The following is a 15,787-nucleotide window of genomic DNA, read 5'->3' on the forward strand; positions in this document are numbered from 1 at the left end:
TCGATCACCTACCCGCTACATATACCAACTTGCCTGTCAGTGCTGCTATCTCTCGTTTGAACAGTGCTTCGTCGCTGTTGTTGTCTGACAAGTGAAGCAAGTGAATCTCTTGCACACGCCGCATGTCATTCGCTCGAATGAATTCCTTCACGTTCTCGAGCGAAAAGTGAGACCTGAGTAAACGATTTTTGAGAACCGCCGGCACGTGGCCAGCGGCAATATTTTGATTGAGTATCTGAATGGAATAATTGCACTCCACCATAATGTGAGTTAAACCTGTGAAACGATGCTTGATGTAATAGGTATCCGTTGCAAACAGGAGCTTTTCCCCCGCTGTATTAGCGAGAAGGAAGCCCAAAGGCTCCGCGGCATCATGCTGTACGTCAAACGGTAGAATCGACCATGTACCAATCGTGAACGGCTCAAGGGCAGATATGCGATACACACGGTGGCTGTCTATCCGCAATGCATCTGCGGTACCGGAACTGGTGTAAATGTTCACGCCTGCCTTGATCAGATCCTTGATAGCGGTACTATGGTCGCCATGATCATGACTCACAAGGCATCCAGCCAGCTCCGACACACGGAAGGCAAGGCCGCGCTGAATGTCCTTATACCGAAGCCCTGCGTCCAGCAGAAGCGGGGTTTTCCCGTCCGTAATCCGATAGGCGTTACCCGCGCTGCTGGAGCCGAGGGAAGTAATCTCTATCATCAGAATCCAGGTCCGGTTACATCGGAAGGTTCTTCATCACCGAAAGTCATTTCAGGCTGTCCATCACCTGAAGGTTGATTGTCGTTAGGAACATCATTCAGGTGTGGCGGGGTAACATCGATAACGTCGCGATTCGCATTAGCTCTGATTTCCTCTGAAACCTCAGCCTCTGCTTGGTCACTCTCAATTTGTTTAAGACGCAAGTAATCATCATCGATCTTTTGACTGTCTATGGTGATGTCGTTATGGGCAGCTCGATAAACAGTCTTCCAACACATTTTGTCGTACCAACCTTCTACCTTCTCCTTGCCGACTTTCTGGCCGTTCTCCCACTTGTCTTTCTCACCGCCCCAGAACTCTGCGCTGGCATGATCAGGCTTTCTCTTCTCAATTTCCTTGAGTGTCATCATGACCAATTTGTTTTTTTCAGGAGTTTTAATGAATGAATGAAAATAAAATCCTCCGAGAATCTTGCCCCGATCAAACGGATTTTTTATTTGAAATTCATAACTTTCATGCGGGTTATTAGCATCTTTCTTAATAGGTGCAAAGTAATCATTGGAATACACTAGTTCAACCGTTACGTGGTCAGGAACTTCCAAACCATATTTCACGGATTTAAGTTCAAGCCCGCGATATCCTTCAATAAAGGCAATGTCATACTTCCCTGTATTGTTATTTTTGAAAGGAATCAGATTTATATGATTTGCCTGAGCTGGATCGAATCCAATTCGAGCATAAGCAACAACATCGCGAGACAATTTGTCCATGTTTACATTCGCCCAAGCCAAGGGAACAGGATCACGATATCTTTCAGCCTTCTTCATACGTTTTTCTTCAGCAGTCTTCAACACTGCGTCCAAAGCAATGAAGTAATTCTGTGCAAGACGCTTTTGGAAGTTGGTAAGAGCAACCTCACCAACACTTGAACCAAACTCGGAAATGACTTTGGTCATGAATCGTTCAGACTGTGTGGGCTCTGCTTTAGTTAGTGCTTGCTCCCCTGGCTGGGGAGCTTGTTGTTTTTCTGTACTCAATTAAATCGCCTCCTGGATGTCGTTTTGTTCTAAGCGAAGCTTCTTGTCGCCTTCAGATACCACAAGTCGGATCACTTGTGCATCTGTATCGATGAGCTGCGTTACGGCTTCGGCATTGTCTACGAAGATCGGAGCGCTGAACCCGTAATGCTGTCCCAGCGTGTTGATGATGTCCAAGCCAACATTGATACGAGCAGCGTTGTTCAAACCGCCCTCATAAGGCACACCGTTGAACAATGTCTTGCAAACGTCCTTCAGACCACCATTGATCTGTTCTTCGAACAACCGGAATCGTGCATGCTTGAATTTGCTATTGATCTTGGATTCCAACATGCTAACCTTCGTCCGTGTGAACTCTTCGGTAAGGAATAACTCATGTTCCAATTTCTCAAATTCAGAACTGAGCTTGCGTTCCTCTTCGGCCAGCTCAGCAATACGTTTTTCAGTAGCCGCAACAGTCGTCAGCTTCGCTTTGTCCGCTTCCAGGTCGTCAACCTGACCGCGAAGGATTCGGATTTCAGCTTGTACTTTGCCCATAGCATCTGCAGCAGAAAAACGTAGCTGCTCGATTTCAGCACGGACTTGATCTCCATCTCGTTGAATGGATTGATACTTGGTATTGTCAGCAGGATCAGCAATGTTGGTTTGCAGGCTTTGCAGGGTCGCTTCTGCTGCCATGACTTCTGCAGCCTTTGAAGCAATTTCGTCCTGCAGATTGGTCAACTCGCCTTCAAGTGCTTTCAATGCATTTTCAAGGTCGTTCTTCTCAGCAGCTGCAAGTTTACCGTCAGCACTTATTGCTTCAAGACGTTTGGACTTGTCCAGATTAAAGGCTTCAAGGGCTTTATCCTGAGCAGACTGTACTTGATCATCCGGAAGTGCTTGCCCGCATGTTGGGCAATTGGCATCATGTTCGTGTTCGTGAACCGGATACTGAAGGCTATCAAGTGACGTCCATTCAGCCCGCAGCCTTTTAACTTGGCTATCAATACGATTGATCTGTCCTTTATAACGTTCTGCCTCGCGTTGTCCCGCGTTCAACCGGGATTGTAGTTCACTAGATTCGCCTTTTAGTTGCATGACCCATCCACGTTGATCAGCAACTGCCTGCAAGCTATCTGCCTGAATCACTTGCTTGATTTCGGCCAGCTCCGCATTGATTTCACGCAAGCGTATCTCCTTAGCCGACAATTCACCACCGGATTGAATCCGTTGAAGTTCGGCTGTCTTGGTATCCACCCTGCCGCGCATCGTTTCGATGTCCTCCTGAAGCAGTTCAGCGTCCAGATCGGATACGTCCGGCATGCTCCGGCGAGCTTCATCGATGCGAACCGGAATCTTATCTAGCTCTTTGTTAATCTCAGTCCGACGGGCTGCAATCACTTTGCGGTGATCCTCAAGGCTACGATCTCCCAGGATGTTGGCCAGCGGTGCCAATTGCTTATTGCCTGCAATGATTTCGGCATCCGTCATCTCACCGCATACCTCCATCAAAACTTTTCGGCGAGCATCTGGTTTAAGAATCTCGTTAAAGTAAGAAGGACTTGTCAGGAGTTTGAATATGTCCTCACTGATCAGCCCATCGACTTCGGCCTTGTACTGCCCTTGCTTAACTGGTACGCCATCGACGTAATAATCTGTTGTGTGACCACCAAATTCTGCCGCTGCTTGTCCCCGCTTACGCGTCCACTTCTCGGCAAACACTTTTTTGAAGGAGCGGCGGCGACGGTCAACCATCAGGATTGCTTCAACCTCATGCTGCAGGCCGTGTTCAGCAACTTTCCCAGCTTCGTCCAGACCTTTGATTTCAAAGTCCGTGCGATTTTGGCTGTCTTTACCGAACAGCGTCCATACGAATCCATCGAACAAGGTTGTTTTGCCTGTGGCATTGTCACCGTAAGCAGAAACACTACGACCGTCAGCTTCCAATACAAAATCCCGTAACCCTTTGAAATTGCGAAGGGTCAGGGAGGTCAAAGTAATTTGTCTCATGCGCTCTTCTCCTTTGATTTGAAGTGCTGGCTAATTGCATCCGCTACAGCCGCAAGTTGATCGTCATCAGCCATTAGCTCAACAGAACCAAATGAACCCGAGACGGAAAGGATTGCAGGTGTGTAATGCAGTGCTGGCTTAACAGCAGCGTCAATGGTTTGAGCGGATAAGTCGACAGTAATAGCAGTCGTTCTACTCATAACGTCCTCCTTGTTTGGAACAGCCACCCATGGTAAGATGACCGTGTATCCATATTTAGTTTTGAAAGATCAGATGACCGCCTGCACGCGGTCATTTTTCGTTTTCATCGTGCTCCACAATTTGCTTGTAATCGACGATCACAGGCGCATTTTCTACACTCGTAATCAGACGGCCATTTTGGTCAAGCACATAATATTCTGAATGAATATGGTCCTCGAAGTCTGAACCAACTTGCTTGATTTCAATGACCTCACTTCCGTCAATCTCGGTCCCAACCTCAAAGACTCTGGTCGGATTGCTGACAACGGTAAGTCGATGAATGATTTGCACTGCATGTCCTCCTTTCATATGTACTGCGGTTTCCCGCGACCATCGCCCCAAAGGGCTAGGTTTCGTCCGCACCGCTGCGGGCTCATCAGGCGGTAATTTGATCGATTGCTTCAATCGCTTGAATCTTGAATTCCAACGGCAACTCCTGAAGGCTTAACTTCGCATTCTCCCATCGGATAAAGATATCCAGCCGTTCGGATCTGTAAGTATCCGTGTTATCATCAGTCGGTGGAGCCTTACTGCTTGCTCTTAAAGCCAAGGTAGTTGCGACGTAGTTATCGATGATCTGACGTGCAATGTTCTCACTCATACCGATTCCCCCTTGCGTTTACTAGAAGGAGCGGTTAAAATGAGCAGCAGAAGAGACTTTAGTCGAGTTCTCAAACCAAGTGTCCGCCCTGCCAGGCGGGCATTTTTCATTTCTACTTCCGCGAACCGCATCATACGGTTAAGATATTCCTCTGCATCATTCATCTTCCCAGGCAACATTTTGTCCGGTTGTTTACGGATCATTTTCAAGTTATGTAAAGAATGTTTTCCAACCTGTAGCGCTTCAGCTACCAATTGTTCACGTGACATTCGCTTACCCTCCAATTAGACTCATTAGATTTTGCATGATGTTAATCCCGTCCATTCCATACAGAAAAGCGATGATCACTTCTCTCGTGCCGGTTACCTCACCCCATTGCATCATGGTAGGTAAGTCCGGGATTTTATGATCGTTCTCGAATTTGCTGACACAGGCTTGTGTTCTATGGAGCTTGTCAGCCATTTCTTCCTGCGAAAACCCTGCCCTTTGCCGGCAAGCCTGCATGATCGCTCCAAACTTCAAACTCTTTCACCTCCTCCCCGGAATATTCCAATCTGGAATAGAAATGCTCGTAACAACGTAATATGATTATTGCAAGAGCTACCTTGACTCTTTCATATCCCCTCACCGCCCGCCGGCAGCCGCTACCGCTCGGCGGGTTTCCTTTATCCTCTTGAGCTCCGCTTCACTGTCCCGCTTTAAGGACTTGAGCTCTCGCTTGGAGATAAGGTGAACGTTCTTTGCCTGGCGTTCAAGGGAAAGCGTGTGATCGATTGCTTGATCAACTGTCATACCACCAACACCTACTCTGGTTACAACAGCAGCGATGAAGCACGCTCGTGATGTAGATTTGATCCAGTAGAATGGCACAGGAATGACCTCCTATGAAACTTTAATTTTTAGATCCATATGCTTCTTGAGTTGCTTGTAATATTTCACATATAAACGAGCAGCTCGCATATGTGTTCGTTGCCATGCTTCTTCCGTCATTGTTTTGGGTTTTCCCATTCAGCCCACCTCATTATTTTTAAGAAATATGAAATAGTTAGTTTCTAATTCAATTACTTTGCTGTTTCAGCAAAGTTTTGAGCAAAAAAATTTCCTACGTTACATTCAAGTTGCTTTGCGAGGAGCGGCAAGTGAACAGCCTTGAATGAATACTCTCCATTTTCGTATTTCATATAGGTTGAAGCATTCTTCATTTCCAATGAATCAGCCATGTCCTGCAGCGTCTTACCTAATTCTTTTCGTCTTTTTTTAATGAAGAGAAGATTGAATTCCCTTAACATTTTCCCACCCTCTCTCTTTGCTGTTTTAGCAAACTTCTTAATTCACATATTACATTGCTAAAATAGCAAAGTCAATAATATTTTTGCTATTTTAGCAATAATATTTTTTCTGTTTCAGAAAAATGATAGAATTACTTTGCTGTTTTAGAAAGAGAGGAAGTGCTATTCCTTTGTCTGTTTCAGGTGAACGTATAAAAAAACTACGTGAAGAAAAAGGCTTAAGTCAGCTTGAGTTTGCTGAACGAATTGGTATGAGCAATAGCGTTTTATCAAGAATTGAATCTGGTAAAAGGCCACTAGAAGATGAAGAAATAAATGTCTTTGCCGATTTTTTCGAAGTATCATCAGATTACATTTTAGGACGTTCCGTTTCTAAAGCTCCGTCTGGCGGCAGTGCTTATATGGATGGTGGTAAGGGATGGACTGAAGAAGAAAAAGAAGTTGCTGACGCGGCAATTCAAGCTTGGAGAGAAATGAAGAGGAAACAGAGAGAGAAAAATGGTCAATGACACAAAACTACTTATAAATACATTTGAGCCCTTCAGGGCTTTTCTTTTAAGGAAACAACCGAACATATGTACTTAAATATCGAGGAGAATGGGATTATGCTTCCATACTATGAACCGACAGATACAGAACTGTTGATTTGCGATTTATATCAGACTTTAGACATAAATCATCCGCATGAACTGGATATTGACCAAATTGCTGCATTATGGGGAGCAGATGTAATTTATTACAATGGCAGGCCCAAGTCTCATTGGGAGGAATATGGAAGTGTGATCTTTTTAAATAAAAACCAGGCAGCTTCGGAACAAAGGTCTGACTTTTTCCATGAACTTGCACATATTGTTCGTCACGAAGGACATCAAGACGATATGCCAGAGCTATTTGTGGATCTTCAAGAGATCCAGGCATGGAACTTCAGATTGATCGCATCGATGCCATATTACCTCCTCCCTACCCCCTTAGAAATGACTTGGAGTGAATATATTGGTTTATTGGCAGAAGAATTCAGAGTACCAATAGCACTAGCAGCTGATCGAGTTGAACAAATTGCCTCCAGGTTGCACGAAGAATATCATACTTACCGTGAAGATGTTGAATTTATGAAATCTAAAGTTCAGATAGCTGTGAGCTTCTATCGTCAATCCTCTCCTAAACAATCATCATATGAAACAAACCGCCTATTAAACCAGCTAAAAAACCAACTAGGAGGTTGAATAATGAAGGCAGCTATATATATTCGTGTGAGCACAGATGAACAGGCAAATGAAGGATTTTCTATAGAAGCCCAAAAGCGTCGGCTGCTCGCATATGCCGACTCTCAAGATTGGGAGATTGCAGAAGTGTACATTGATGACGGATGGTCAGCAAAGGACTTGAAACGCCCTGAGATGGAACGAATGATCAAGGACGTTGAGAAGGAACTTTTCGATGTTGTTTTGGTTTATAAACTAGACCGTATGACACGTTCTTCAACGGACTGCGATCAGCTTCTAAAACTCTTCGAGAGGCATTCTGTTAAGTTCCAGTCATGTACAGAATCTTTTGAGACAAGAACGGCTACAGGCAGGCTTTTTATCCGTCTGGTTGCGGATATAGCCCAATGGGAACGAGAAAACACCGCTGAGCGAGTCCGTATGGGTATGGAACAAATGGTAATGGAGGGCAGAAGACCTGGAGGGCCAATTCCCTTTGGATATGAGAAGGACGCTAAAACTATCATCCCTGAAGAGAGAGATATCATTAGATTGTTGCGTGATTTTTACATGGATGGTTTAGGAATAAAAGCAGTATCTATCAAACTAAATGAAATGGGATTGTCCAGACGAGGATTTAAGTGGAGCTCATTCTCTACGTGGTATATTCTCGATAGCCCTTATTATGCTGGCAAAATACGATATGGCGCGAAAAAAGCTAATGGGAAATACGCGAGCCGAAAAAAAGAAGGTGTCGTAGATCTCATTTACCAAGACTCCGATCAGGACAAGATCTTCACCTGGGAGGAATATGAAGAACACAAAGCGGAAATGGAACGTAGGTCATTCACTGGTTTTAGTAAGGTCAGAGAGTATTGGTTCGCTGGAGTCCTCAAATGCGCCCGGTGCGGATCAAAAATGAGCGGTAGGTATCACCAAAACAAAAGACAGGATGGCAGCTACAATAAAATCTTATCATATATCTGCGTTAATCGTCAGATAGGCAAAGGTTGCACCATGCCAATGTTCAGACAAGAGCTGGTTGAAAAACTAGTGATGGAGTGGATCGAAGACATTGCTTTGGATCACGGCCAAATAAAAGAAAATACATCACAGAAGACTGCCGTTAACCCATCGACGGATCAACGGAGCATTTTAAAAAAAGAATTGGAGAGAATCAAGGAACGGCGTAAAAAGTGGCAGCGCATGTATGCCGACGATTTAATAGATGAACAAGAGCTTCGGACTCATAATGCAGATGAGCGCCAAAACGAGTCATTTGTTATGGAGCAATTGAAAAGCTTCCCAGAAGAGAAAACCGAACAATCCGAACCCTTAGATATGTTGTTTGAGCTTCCAGATCTATGGGCTGTTATTAACGACAAGGAAAAAAGCGAGCTCATTCGCGAAATGTTTAAAGAAATTGAGCTATATACTGAAGTTGAGAAGGCCCATGGACGTAAAGGTCAATTCATTCCTGCAGAGATAAAAAACGTGATTTATAATTAATCGTGTGTAAATTGACATCCTCGGTAATGCGTCGAGCTCATCGATAATGACCAGATCGAATGCCTGGTAAAAACGCATCAGTTGGTGCGTGGTCGCGAGTGTGAGCTGTGCGTCTTTCCAGCGCTCGGTGCTGCCTCCGTATAGCGTAGCGAGTGAGATGTCAGGGAACGCCTTCGCTAGACGAGGGGCAAGCTCCAGCACGACATCCCGGCGCGGCGTTGCGACAAGAGCTCGTCCACCGCGCTCCAATATGTATTGGAGCAAAGGGAATATCATCTCGGTTTTGCCGGCTCCGGTCACTGCCCACAGCAAAAACCGCCCCGGCCCATCCCCTGCGGATGGCTGGGCCAAAAACGCCAGCGCCGCGGCTGCTGCCGCGCTCTGCGCAGGGCTCAGCCCCCACCGGGCAAGTCCGCCCACGGTGGGGGCAACGGCCGTGCCACGCTGCGATGCACCGCGTGGCACGGCCCATGGCGCTGCGCTACGCAGCAGCAGCGCACAGGCACGGCTGCGCCCCAGCGCGAGGCAAGCCTCGCAGTAGGCGCACGCCGCCAGGCCGCAGGCAGCGCAGGGCACACGCTGCCCAGCAAAGCTGCCGCATCGGCGGCAGCGGGGCGCGCTGTGCGCGCGACCAAGCCACGCGAGGCGTTGCCGCCGCGTGGCAGGCCCTTCCAGGGCGGCTGCTATGATCAGCCGCCCACGCAGGTGCGCGAGCTGTGCAGCCGCGCGCCAAACCGAGGCAAGCTGCGGCGACGTGTCCGCCAGCATCGCCTCTGCCTCGGCCGCCAGCAATTGGCGGCCGCGAAGCCGCTCAGCCAGCAGGGCCGCGCCCCGCTCCAGCTGAGCCCACTCCCCGGCGGGATACGGCTCTGGCATCCCGCCCACCTCCGCACCTCTTTCAGCGCCAATCCCTACATTGCCTGCCATCTCTCCCCTAGCCTCCAGGTCCCCGGAGGCCCGCTCGTACTCTTCCAGTTTGCGCTGCATATACGCCTGCCAATAACCCTCTCCCCATTGATCCATACCTCGCTCCATCTCAAAATTCTCTACCATCCACGAGGCCTGACTTAAAGGTAACTCCCTGCCTAACATTAACCATCGCAACACCCGCTGTCCGCTCACCCCCTCAAGCCACCACGCCACATCCACTCGGACATCCAGTGACAGCACCATCTTCCACTCTTCTCTCACTCGGCACACATACAACCCAACCTTCATCTGCTCTCCTCCCTCATTCTCCATGTCCCGAAACGCAAAAAAGCACATGCCAACCGACTAGTCGTCGGAGCATGTGCTTCATGTCCATATCTCATTTATTCACTATCCATTTGTATTATCACTATATCAATTATGCAGTTGTCCCACAAGTCGTGTAGCTTCCAAAAGCAATCGTTACGATCATTTTACCCATTCAATGAGTAGCGATAATCTTTCTTTGATCATGCGAAACTTTTTCCAATCTGCATCGTCTATACTTTTAACTTAAGAGTTCTGATTTCAAAAAGGTTCGTGCTGCGATCCCTAGAAGGATCCAACAGGGACAATAACCATAGATTGCATAAAAACCCATAATTAATTTAACAGCAAGCTTGGCTACAATGACAAAAAAAGACTACAGCATAAGCTGTAATCTTTAACCTCAAACATGATGAAATTTATGCTTATTTTGGCAAACTGGCATGACCTCATTGAAAGTGCATTCTGACTGTTGACACGCTTTAGCCAGTCTGTCTCAGCAGCTTGCACGATTAATGGACCCAACTGTTGCAAAAAAAAGCATCTACTGCTTTGGCTCACGCAAATCGATAAGGCGAAAAGAATGACTCCCAGTCTGATTCCACTGTTCCATATCCGAAGGGACAGCAGACAAGTAAGATAACTCCATTCCTTGCCTATGCATAAGCTTCTCAATAATACGAACCGTTTCGGCTTCCGTACGATCAGCGACAACCGTCAATGTGAAGCTCTTTCCACGGTAAAATAATTCCCGGCAAAGCGCTCTTACAATGCCTTCAATCCGCTGCTCCTGATTGGAAGGAATGAGCATAATCTGCTCGTAGCCCTCGGGGTCCGGACGGGAAAGATGGCGCTGGTGCATGGCATGAACGGCCATTGCCGCCAGGAAGTATATGAGCAGAATCATAGTCAGATGAGCAACCATGGCAACTGCACCTCCTCGGAAGGTCATGCTCACCCATGGCGAACATCCCTGTATACAGCAGTATATGCTGCATTCCCCGAAGGGTTACACTTGCAAATCCTAAAGCGCATATTCCATTCTGATCGACACAGGACGAAGAAGACAGGCCAGGTCGTTCACTCATTCATGCCGAAGCTTGAACGTAAGTTCTCCTAACTTCACACTTTGCTCATTTGCAGTAATAAAGTCCATTAACCCGCTAACCAGTCCAACATTCTGGAATGGGCGCGAGTAAACAGAATCCTATAATTGCTATAATCAAACTGCATCTAAATACAATCGTATATTAAAGGGTAACCCAACCATATTTGATCGAGTTGATAACCGCTTGTGTACGATCGTCCACTTCCATCTTCTGCAGAATACTGCTGACATGGTTTTTTACTGTTTTCTCACTGATGAACAGGAACTCACCAATCATTTTATTGCTCTTACCTTCAGCCATCAGACGCAAAACTTCAGCCTCACGACGAGTAAGCGGATTATTGTCGCCAGCGACAAACTTAACGCCTGCTTCCTTCGAAGCTCCCTCGCTCATTGCCCCTGTCTCATTGAGGTACGTCATCCGACGCAACTGCATGATCAGTTTGCCAGTTACTTTAGGGTGGATGAATGCATGCCCTTCATGAACGGAACGAATCGCATTGATCAGGGACTCGGCCTCCATGTCTTTCAGCAGGTAGCCATTAGCACCTTTACGGAGTGTTTCGAACACATAACTCTCATCATCATGAATAGACAAGATAATGACTTTGACATCCGGGAACAGCTCACGCAATTTCTCCGTCGCTTCAACCCCGTTTTCCACGGGCATGTTGATATCCATCAATACGATGTCCGGTTTATCCTGATTACAGAATTCGAGCACCTGAATCCCATCGCCGCATTCGCCGATGACCTCAATGTCGTCCTCCATATTTAAAATGCGTTTCAGACCTTCACGGAACAGCTGATGATCATCAGCCAAAAGAACTTTAATTGATGCCTTACCAGTATCACGGTTTTCCATCCTGCTACTCCTTTCCCTTATCCACGTTTGTCGGGATATGAATCACTATTTTGGTTCCTTGATTTTCCGCGGATTCGATCTCTATTCTTCCTTCTAACAGTTCAACCCGCTCTCTCATCCCAATCAGACCGAAGTGGGTATGATCCTTGCTCTTCTTCGCAAGAAGCTCCGGTTTGAACCCAAGCCCATTGTCCTGCACGACAATCTTAACGAGCTGAGCCTGGTATGTAATTTCCACTACAACATAAGTGGGATAAGCATGCTTTGCAGCATTGGACAGACCTTCCTGCACGAGGCGGTAGATCGCAGCCTCCATTGCCGAAGATAAACGGTGTTCCTTGCCTCTCGTTTCAAAAAGCGAGCGGATTTTTGTTTTTTCTTCAAAATCCTGCACGTACTTCCGAAGCGTTGGAATCAATCCCAGGTCATCCAGTGCCATAGGACGCAAATTGAAAATAACTTTTCTCATTTCTCCAAGACTCGAACGAACCTGGCCTTTCAAATCTACTATTTCGGCCTGGACCATCTTAAAATCCTGCTTTATGAGCATTCTTTCTACAATTTCCGTCCTAAGCACTAGATTTGCGAGCATCTGTGCAGGTCCGTCATGGATCTCACGGGCAATACGTTTCCGCTCTTCTTCCTGGGCCAAAATTATTTTCAAACCAATCATTTGTCGATTTTTGGCGGATTCAATGATGCGGGTCACTTGACCCAGCTCACCCGACAGATACTCCAGTACAACCCCCATCTGGGAACCGATCGTCTCGGCGCGCTCCACGGAAGCTTCCACATTCTTGGCACGCTTCTGCAGATCATCCCGACGGGCTTTCAGATACATTTCCTTCTCACGGTAAATCATCAGATCCAGCTGTAACTGCGTCGCTTTCTCATACGCCTGCTTGATATCATGCTCGGAATAACGGACGAAGTCGCGGCTAACTTCAGTTAGCCGGATCCGGGAGCGGCGGTAGTTCAGCTCCAATTGATCTACTTTCTCGATCGTTTCCGCCGTCTCCTTCAGAACTGACTTCAATTCCTCGTTCAGCGTTTTTAGCTCATTCCGAGTCGAGTCCATAATCTCAAACATTTGATATTTACTGTTTTCCATGACTTGTATGGCGTTTTTTATGACGCGGTCTATGGCATCGGCTTGTAAATCCACGTTTGTTCGACTCCATTTCTATCGTTTCCGGTATATATCATACCATATCACGATGAGATGGTAACGGTCTTCGTGTTCTGTTCCCATTTTACAGTCAGTCCAAGCTGCTCTGAAACGAGTCTGAGAGGGACTAAAGTCCTACCACCAGATACGTAAGGTGCTACTGTTGCACTTTGTCTTTTGCCATTGATAATGAATTCTTTCTGGCCTACAACCAGATCAATCAGCTTTCCGCCGCGCACGACGGTAACTCGTTGGTTTTTGCTATCCCAGCTCGCCTGTCCGCCAAAAGCATCCAATACATGCTTGATTGGAACATATGTTGTACCATTTTTCAGTACTGGCGCAGAATCGATTGCCTTTTTCGTTCCGTTTACTGTCATGGATTTCTGTCCAAGCACCAACGAAGCAGTTCCTGTAGGCAAGCCCACTTCACTGGATTTGGATGGCATGGTGAAAGCAATGTTGTCAAAAGCAACCGTGCCTGTCTTCGCACGCTCATCCTGACCTTCTTCCACATTCACCACATAAACCCGTTTCAGCTTCGCCGGATAAGAAATATTCAGCCCATTCAGGTCCACGTTCAGCTTTTTCCAACCATCCCAATCAATCGCCTTAGCGAGATCGGCATATACCGTTTTGCCACTGGCATCCGTAAATTCGGCACGCAACCAGTTGAGGCTCTTATCTCCCATAACATCCATTGACATGGATGTCGCTGTTGCAGATACCTCTTTGCCAGTGGAACCATTCAATTGGGCATAAGCATACATTTTCCCTATTCCTGCGGTCATGTCATAGCTCAGCTGCAGCACCTTGGAGCCAGCTTTTTCACCTGTTCCCGCTGTCACGGACGCCGATCCAGTTACACCTGATGCGTTGGTCGTGAAGTTGATCGGGTAGCTTACATTCTCGAAATTCTCCCATATCGTTTCACTTGCTGCAGCGGAGAGCACAACCACCGTGCTATAGCCGTCATAACGACCGATCGCATAGCCAACTTGAGTGCCAGAATTCACGGAGGATACGGTTAATTGGTCTGCAGACACTTTACCTTTGAATCCAATAAACTCCCAAGTCAGCGAATCCGCCGGAACCGTTACACTTTGTCCGTCTTTGGTCTTCGCCGTTACTGGAATGGAAATCGTTGTTCCCGCTTGGAGCGATCCCAAGCCAGACCCTGCTGTCAGTGAAGCCAGTTCACTGCCGCCCAGCACGGTAACTTTAATGGAAGATGAAGCACCACTACTTGTTGCAGTCAACGTCGCTGTACCTGGTTTCACACCTTTGATCGTTCCATTGCTCACACTCACGATACCGTTGTTGCTCGATTTCCATGTCATCTTGATATCGCCTGTAGCAATCGGGTTGTAGTAGGTGTCATATCCTTTGGCTGTATACTTGCCCTCTTGCCCTACTAGCAATGTTTGGCTGCCACTCACGGCAAAGCCCTGCAGCTTACCTTCCGGAGCCGTAGAGAACACGCCCAGCGTGTTTACGACCTGACGCTGCTCTGTACCGTACTCCGTGTTGAACGTAAGCCCTGCTGTCTCCTCGCCAAGCGGACGAGTTACCATTGTTGTGGAGCCGCCTCCGTCCAGATTCATGCCTTTCCATACACCAATGCTGGCCATGAAGGATTGCAGTTCGGTCAGCGACAAACCGCTGCTGTTACTGTTTTTCTCCGCTGCAATAATGTAGACATACCGACCATCTTGGGAGTAACCGACTGCTGTTCTCGCACGAATGCCACCGATACCGGAAGCAGCAATATCACGGGAAAAAGTAGCCGCCTTGCCACCATTCACCAGAATGGTATGTCCACCGATCATCATCTGCAGGTTGCTTGGATCAACGGTCTCCCCCGTCGTTTTGGCTTTCAACTTGTAATCCGCATTCAGTGTCTGCCCTACCGCCAGGTGAGTCATAATCCATGTCGCTGCCGTTCCATGCGCACGCAAAATGTACCCATCTGCCGGCACCGTCATGTCTAACGCCTTTTTATCCGAAATTTGGGTAATCACACCGTTCTGCACAAGTACCTCGGTTGGTGTTGTGGAAGGATCATTCGGCCGCTTCGTTGACGTCCAAGCCGGTGTATAAATATACATCGAATTGGCATGACTGTACTTCACCGAGCCCGATTCCACCGTGTAGTCCTCTTTATTTATCCCACGCAAAGCAAACGTTGAACCATCATCTGCCTTCACGGTGCCATCGAATGAATATTCATCAATCATCGGCTTGCCGTCTTTGGTTACGGTGAGAGCATACATCCCTGACAGCTCTGATGGAGTAGATACGAGGACCCCATCCGAGACCTGTCCACCAATTGGGGCAAGTTCCCCTGATACATTGAAATAATCGCCGTTCACGGCGGCTACTGCACCATTTTCCTTAGCCATGCCACCCGTGCTTTGTTTACTATTCAGATTGCCGCCCTTGCCTGTCATGACATCCAGTTTCACATAGGGATTTTGCAAATCCACTTGAATGACGTCTGCCAGTACGTTCACCTTCGAGCCGGAACGTGTCGTTGTATAATTGTATTTCATTAACTTCGCACCCGAAGTCAGAATTTCTTCGCTCAATTTACTTGTTGTTGTAGAGGCCGCTGCAGCCACCGACTGCCATGAACTTCCCGACCACACCTGTTGTCCCGCTCCCAGAACCGGTGCAATCCAGATCACGCCTGCCAGTGTCACAATCGCCCATTTCTTCGCCTTGCTACCCTTAACGTCGTTCAGCCGTTTCCTTTGTTTCCCCAGCATGTTTGAAACGTCTCTCCCATCTTGTATATCAATCTTAGATATCACGATCTCTGCCACATG

The 15,787-nt window shown here is 47.3% G+C and carries 17 protein-coding genes; 3 read left to right on the plus strand and 14 right to left on the minus strand.

All coding sequences use genetic code 11. The annotated features are described in order from the left end of the window. Window positions 1-4 precede the first annotated feature (4 nt). The 9 genes from AC3ITG_RS29240 to AC3ITG_RS29280 all read right to left on the minus strand — a co-directional run bounded on the left by AC3ITG_RS29240 (window position 5) and on the right by AC3ITG_RS29280 (window position 5,871). Window positions 5-712, minus strand: a complete 708-nt coding sequence (locus AC3ITG_RS29240; protein WP_489252105.1) for an MBL fold metallo-hydrolase — start codon at window positions 710-712, stop codon at window positions 5-7. Beyond that, window positions 712-1,749 carry a recombinase RecT gene (locus tag AC3ITG_RS29245; protein WP_489252106.1) on the minus strand — a complete coding sequence of 346 codons (1,038 nt, stop codon included), beginning with the start codon at window positions 1,747-1,749 and terminating at the stop codon, window positions 712-714. Before AC3ITG_RS29245 ends, AC3ITG_RS29240 begins: the two co-directional genes overlap by 1 nt. Continuing rightward, window positions 1,750-3,741, minus strand: a complete 1,992-nt coding sequence (locus AC3ITG_RS29250; RefSeq protein ID WP_489252107.1) for an ATP-binding protein — start codon at window positions 3,739-3,741, stop codon at window positions 1,750-1,752. Further along, entirely contained in the window at window positions 3,738-3,941 is a 204-nt protein-coding gene (locus AC3ITG_RS29255; RefSeq protein ID WP_489252108.1) for a hypothetical protein, read from the minus strand. Before AC3ITG_RS29255 ends, AC3ITG_RS29250 begins: the two co-directional genes overlap by 4 nt. 91 nt (window positions 3,942-4,032) lie before the next feature. Then, the gene (locus AC3ITG_RS29260; RefSeq protein ID WP_489252109.1) at window positions 4,033-4,272 is read right to left on the minus strand and encodes a hypothetical protein; all 240 of its coding nucleotides are present in this window, start codon (window positions 4,270-4,272) and stop codon (window positions 4,033-4,035) included. An 85-nt stretch (window positions 4,273-4,357) separates the two neighbouring features. Further along, the gene (locus tag AC3ITG_RS29265; RefSeq protein WP_489252110.1) at window positions 4,358-4,582 is read right to left on the minus strand and encodes a hypothetical protein; all 225 of its coding nucleotides are present in this window, start codon (window positions 4,580-4,582) and stop codon (window positions 4,358-4,360) included. Further along, window positions 4,579-4,851, minus strand: coding sequence for a hypothetical protein (locus AC3ITG_RS29270; RefSeq protein WP_489252111.1), 273 nt, complete (start codon window positions 4,849-4,851; stop codon window positions 4,579-4,581). Before AC3ITG_RS29270 ends, AC3ITG_RS29265 begins: the two co-directional genes overlap by 4 nt. Window positions 4,852-4,855: 4 nt before the next feature. After that, window positions 4,856-5,104, minus strand: coding sequence for a helix-turn-helix domain-containing protein (locus AC3ITG_RS29275; RefSeq protein WP_489252112.1), 249 nt, complete (start codon window positions 5,102-5,104; stop codon window positions 4,856-4,858). A gap of 539 nt (window positions 5,105-5,643) precedes the next feature. Beyond that, on the minus strand, window positions 5,644-5,871 hold the full coding sequence (locus AC3ITG_RS29280) for a helix-turn-helix domain-containing protein (RefSeq protein WP_489252113.1): 228 nt from the start codon (window positions 5,869-5,871) through the stop codon (window positions 5,644-5,646). 170 nt (window positions 5,872-6,041) lie between these two features. Here AC3ITG_RS29280 and AC3ITG_RS29285 point away from each other — a divergent pair, with 170 nt between their 5' ends. The 3 genes from AC3ITG_RS29285 (at window position 6,042) to AC3ITG_RS29295 (ending at window position 8,582) form a co-directional block, all read left to right on the plus strand. Beyond that, window positions 6,042-6,380 (plus strand): helix-turn-helix domain-containing protein, encoded by a 339-nt coding sequence (locus AC3ITG_RS29285; RefSeq protein WP_489252114.1) that lies wholly within the window; start codon window positions 6,042-6,044, stop codon window positions 6,378-6,380. 96 nt (window positions 6,381-6,476) lie between these two features. Further along, complete coding sequence (locus tag AC3ITG_RS29290; RefSeq protein WP_489252115.1) at window positions 6,477-7,094, plus strand: ImmA/IrrE family metallo-endopeptidase; 618 nt, start codon at window positions 6,477-6,479, stop codon at window positions 7,092-7,094. A 3-nt stretch (window positions 7,095-7,097) separates the two neighbouring features. Next, on the plus strand, window positions 7,098-8,582 hold the full coding sequence (locus tag AC3ITG_RS29295) for a recombinase family protein (RefSeq protein WP_489252116.1): 1,485 nt from the start codon (window positions 7,098-7,100) through the stop codon (window positions 8,580-8,582). Here AC3ITG_RS29295 and AC3ITG_RS29300 read toward each other — a convergent pair. The 5 genes from AC3ITG_RS29300 to AC3ITG_RS29320 all read right to left on the minus strand — a co-directional run bounded on the left by AC3ITG_RS29300 (window position 8,502) and on the right by AC3ITG_RS29320 (window position 15,727). Then, entirely contained in the window at window positions 8,502-9,800 is a 1,299-nt protein-coding gene (locus AC3ITG_RS29300; RefSeq protein WP_489252117.1) for a DEAD/DEAH box helicase family protein, read from the minus strand. The genes AC3ITG_RS29295 and AC3ITG_RS29300 overlap by 81 nt on opposite strands. A gap of 562 nt (window positions 9,801-10,362) precedes the next feature. Further along, window positions 10,363-10,743: a hypothetical protein gene (locus tag AC3ITG_RS29305; protein ID WP_064641914.1), complete on the minus strand. Its 381-nt coding sequence runs from the start codon at window positions 10,741-10,743 to the stop codon at window positions 10,363-10,365. A 325-nt stretch (window positions 10,744-11,068) separates the two neighbouring features. Next, window positions 11,069-11,791 carry a response regulator transcription factor gene (locus tag AC3ITG_RS29310; RefSeq protein WP_024631627.1) on the minus strand — a complete coding sequence of 241 codons (723 nt, stop codon included), beginning with the start codon at window positions 11,789-11,791 and terminating at the stop codon, window positions 11,069-11,071. A gap of 4 nt (window positions 11,792-11,795) precedes the next feature. Next, complete coding sequence (locus AC3ITG_RS29315; protein WP_024631628.1) at window positions 11,796-12,956, minus strand: sensor histidine kinase; 1,161 nt, start codon at window positions 12,954-12,956, stop codon at window positions 11,796-11,798. A gap of 47 nt (window positions 12,957-13,003) precedes the next feature. Further along, window positions 13,004-15,727, minus strand: coding sequence for a stalk domain-containing protein (locus AC3ITG_RS29320; RefSeq protein WP_489252118.1), 2,724 nt, complete (start codon window positions 15,725-15,727; stop codon window positions 13,004-13,006). Window positions 15,728-15,787: the final 60 nt, after the last annotated feature.

The organism is Paenibacillus sp. GL_099_B, from assembly GCF_057835695.1.